Consider the following 4,253-nt stretch of genomic DNA (forward strand, 5'->3'; position numbering starts at 1 on the left):
AATATTCCTTTAACCAGCAATGGAAAAATAGACCGCCGCAGCCTACCCGCCGTCAGTTCTGAAGATCTAATCCAGGCCGAATACATCGCTGCACAAACCGCTGAAGAAAAAGCCCTGGTAGAAGTTTGCGAACAGGTCTTAAAACACAGTCCGATCAGTCTTCGTGACAACTATTATAACTTAGGAGGTGACTCCATCAAATCCATCCAGATTGTATCGAGATTGCGCCAGCGCGGATATCACTTAAAAGTAGAGCACATCTTACAATACCCTGTATTAGAAGAGCTTTCCCGCTATATCACCACTGATTTTGTTGTGATAGACCAAGCTGTAATAACCGGTTCCGCCAATTTAACCCCTATCCAGCGATACTTCTTTGAGAGCGGGGAGATTGTCAATAAAAACCACTATAATCAATCCGTTATTTTAAAGAGCAGCGAAAGACTTTCCGGTAATGTATTGGAATCTTCAATCAAAACTTTAGTATCCCACCATGATGCTTTGAGGATGGTCTACCGCGAAGAGTTTGGATTATGGAGCCAGTATAATCAGGGCATAGAAGAGAGCCACTACCGTCTGGAGTATTTCGATCTGCGTGACAGCGGCAGTGAATCAGAAGAACTATTACGCTTACAGGAAATAGGGGAGAACCTTCAAAGCAGCATCAACATAGAATCTGGCATTCTGTTCCACATCGGTCATGTTTCCATGAGCGATGGAGACCGCTTGCTTCTCATTATACACCACCTGGTTGTGGATGGCGTATCCTGGAGAATCCTGCTCGAAGACTTAGGAACACTTTATGAATCCGGAATAAAAAAAGAAACCTATGCGCTACCCTCCAAAACAGATTCATTCCAATCCTGGGGTCATGCTTTGGAACAATACAGCAGCAGTTCTGCTTTATCCAAAGAACTCGTTTATTGGAAAAAAAAACATGGAAGAGAAGTTTTAACCACCGGTTTGGATATCAGCCGTACCGTGGGCTGGTTTACCAGTGTGTATCCCTTCTCTCTGGACATCAGTGATATCAGCCAGCCGGCTTTGGTCAGCGTCAAAGAAAGTTTAAGAAACATTCCTCATAAAGGCATTGGCTATGGTATTCTAAAATATCTGGGTCAGGGACTTTCCTCAGCAGAACGTCCTTCCGTTCAGTTCAATTACCTGGGTGATTTTGATGATGCCACAGGTTCTACATTCCAGTATACCACTGAAAATATGGGAGACCCAGTCTCAAAAGACAACCAGAGAACCGATATTTTACTGGATGTTTCCGGAATGACCGTGAATGGCGAGATGACCATCAATTTCCGTTATTCAGATAAAGTATTTGATTCTGAAATATCTGGGTCAGGGACTTTCCTCAGCAGAACGTCCTTCAATCCAGTTCAATTACCTGGGTGATTTTGATGATGCCACAGGTTCCACATTCCAGTATACCACTGAAAATATGGGAGACCCAGTCTCAAAAGACAACCAGAGAACCGATATTTTACTGGATGTTTCCGGAATGACCGTGAATGGAGAAATGACCATCAATATCCGTTATTCAGATAAAGTATTTGATGAATCTACTGTTCAGAAGGTGTTAAGCAGCTATCAGGCTCATTTAGAACAAATGATCATTACGGATGACGAACAAAAAGTTATTCTAACCCCTTCCGATCTTACCTACAACGGATTATCTTTCCAAACCATTCAGGAGATCACTAAGAATAATGAGGTAGAAGATATTTACGAGCTTTCCCCGATGCAGCAAGGCCTGTACTACCATTGGTTGCTGGATCCTAAAGGTTCTACCTATTTTATGCAGACCTCTTACCGGATGAAATCCCAAAGTCTTGATCCTTCCAAAGTAGAAAAAGCTTTTGGCAAGCTGCTCAACCGTTATACCATTCTCAGAACCTCCTTCGACAACCGTTTCGGAGAAGTTCCCCTTCAGATTGTACACCCACAAGCCAATGTGGATTTTAATTATCAGGTGATAGAATCCAAAGATTCCCTTGAAAATGATCTGGAGATGATTAGAAATAATGATATCATCCGTGGTTTTGCCCTGAATAATCCTACACAACTGCGTTTGATACTGGTAGAATTACCGGATAACGCTTATGAATTTATCTGGAGCTACCATCATATTATCATGGATGGCTGGTGTTTAAGCATCCTGATCAATGATTTTTCTGCGATTTTAGACTCCCTTCAACAGGAGGTGGAGCTCAGTTTACCGGAACCACAGAAATATTCTTCTTATCTTAAATGGCTAGGGAAGATTGACAAAAACTCTTCATCACAATATTGGGAAAATTATTTAAAAGGGGTTAGTGCTCCAACATTAATCCCTTTCGAAAAGAGTATAAAAGGAGAGAAACCTCATTTTGCTACAGAAAAGTTCAGCATCGAAGACAATGAGCTTAAAGAGATTAATCAATTATGTCAGCAGTTAGGCATTACTCTGAATACCTATGTACAGGCAGCATGGTCTTATCTTTTGAGTTCATATAACGCTTCTGAAGAAATCATATTCGGAGCCGTGGTATCGGGAAGACCTCCTGATATAGAGGGTATTGAAAATATGGTAGGTCTTTTTATCAATACCATTCCTGTAAGAATTACGGTCAATAAAGACGATACTCCACGCAGCCTTTTGAAAAAGCTGCATCAGGATTCTGTACAGAATACCGGGAATCATTTCAATAGTCTGGCAGAAATCCAGTCTTTATCTCCTTTAGGTAAAGATTTGATCAGCAATATCGTCATATTTGAAAATTATGTAAAAAATGAAAAAGAGAGCTTTGAGAATGTAAAGGTTTTTGACCAGTCTAATTATGATTTTACATTAGCTATAGAACCCAATGAAAACAGCCTGAATATAGACTTTGAATATAATACATCGGTATATTCTTCTGCTATTACAGCTTTGGCTTCTCATTTAAGAAATACATTGTGCCATTTCAAAACTTTCGTTGATACACCGCTTTCGGAATTCGGATATTTAAGTATTTCTGAGCGTGAAATATTGTTAAAAGAGTTCAACAATACGGAAGAATCCTATGATTCAACTTCCACAATTATCAGTTTATTTGAAAAACAGACAGTCCTTACTCCGGAAGCAACAGCTCTGGTATATGAAGATACACAATTGACCTATCAGGAGCTTAACGCGCAGGCCTGTGATCTTGCATTTCAGCTTCAAACGGCTTATGGAATCAAGAAAGGGGATCATGTAGGGGTGATGATAGACCGCAGTGAAAAGCAGATTGTTTCGATTCTGGGTATTTTAAAATCAGGAGGCGTATATGTTCCTGTAGATGTTAACCTTCCTGAATCACGAAAATCTGTGATGGCTGATAATTTACAATTGATTATTACCGAATCTTTCTACTTCTTTGACCTGGATTTTTATTCTGGAGATTCCCTGGCTATAGATGTAGAGCTGACAGGGGAGGGTTCTGAGGATTTTGAATCTACAGCTTTGGACGGTGGTGATATTGCCTATATTATTTACACTTCCGGTTCTACGGGCGAACCTAAAGGCGTGTTGAATACCCATGAAGGTATTTTAAATACCATGCTATTTCAGAAGAATTTCTTTAAGGTTTCCCAATGTAACAACATTGCGCAGTTTTCATCTTTCTCTTTTGATGCATCCATCTCTGAGATTTTTATGACTTTGCTGTCCGGGAAGACACTTCATATTCTTAGTGATGCGGTGAGAAAAGACTCTCATGCTTTTGAAGAATACGTTGATAAGTACTCAATTGATTTGGTGACTTTACCTCCGGCCTTTTTCAGTTTATTACATATTGAAAGACTGCAAAAATTACAAGGACTCATCACTGCAGGAGAAGCTGCAATAGTAGGCAAGGCTAAAGAATTCCTCAAATACGGGACATTCTATAATGCTTATGGACCTACCGAAACAAGTATCTGTGCCAGTGTATATAAGATAGATAAAGGATATGATTTAGAATTAAATACAATTCCGATCGGTAAGCCCATCTCCAATACAGAGGTCTACATTTTAGATTCAAATAAACATTTAGTTCCTATCGGCGTAAGCGGTGAACTTTATATCGCAGGTTCCGGTTTGGCTCGTGGTTATTTAAACAGAGAAGACCTTACCTCGGAGAAGTTTGTAGCCAATCCTTTTGTGGAAGGCACCAAAATGTACCGCACGGGAGATTTGGGAAGATGGCTTCCCGATGGTAATATCGAGTATTTGGGAAGAATCGACCACCAGGTGAAGATCC

Annotated in this window: 2 protein-coding genes; both read left to right on the plus strand. The window is 40.2% G+C overall.

Going from position 1 to position 4,253, the window contains the following annotated elements:
* The coding region (locus tag IW22_RS23405) for a condensation domain-containing protein (RefSeq protein WP_034732171.1) at positions 1–1,404 on the plus strand (1,404 nt) is incomplete at its 5' end.
* Positions 1,331–4,253, plus strand: a 2,923-nt coding sequence (locus IW22_RS23410; RefSeq protein WP_034732175.1) for an amino acid adenylation domain-containing protein, incomplete at its 3' end; no start/stop codon positions are given. The genes IW22_RS23405 and IW22_RS23410, both read left to right, overlap by 74 nt.

Origin of the sequence: Chryseobacterium sp. JM1, from assembly GCF_000737715.1 — a bacterium.
In the GTDB taxonomy this organism is placed as follows: Bacteria; Bacteroidota; Bacteroidia; order Flavobacteriales; family Weeksellaceae; genus Chryseobacterium.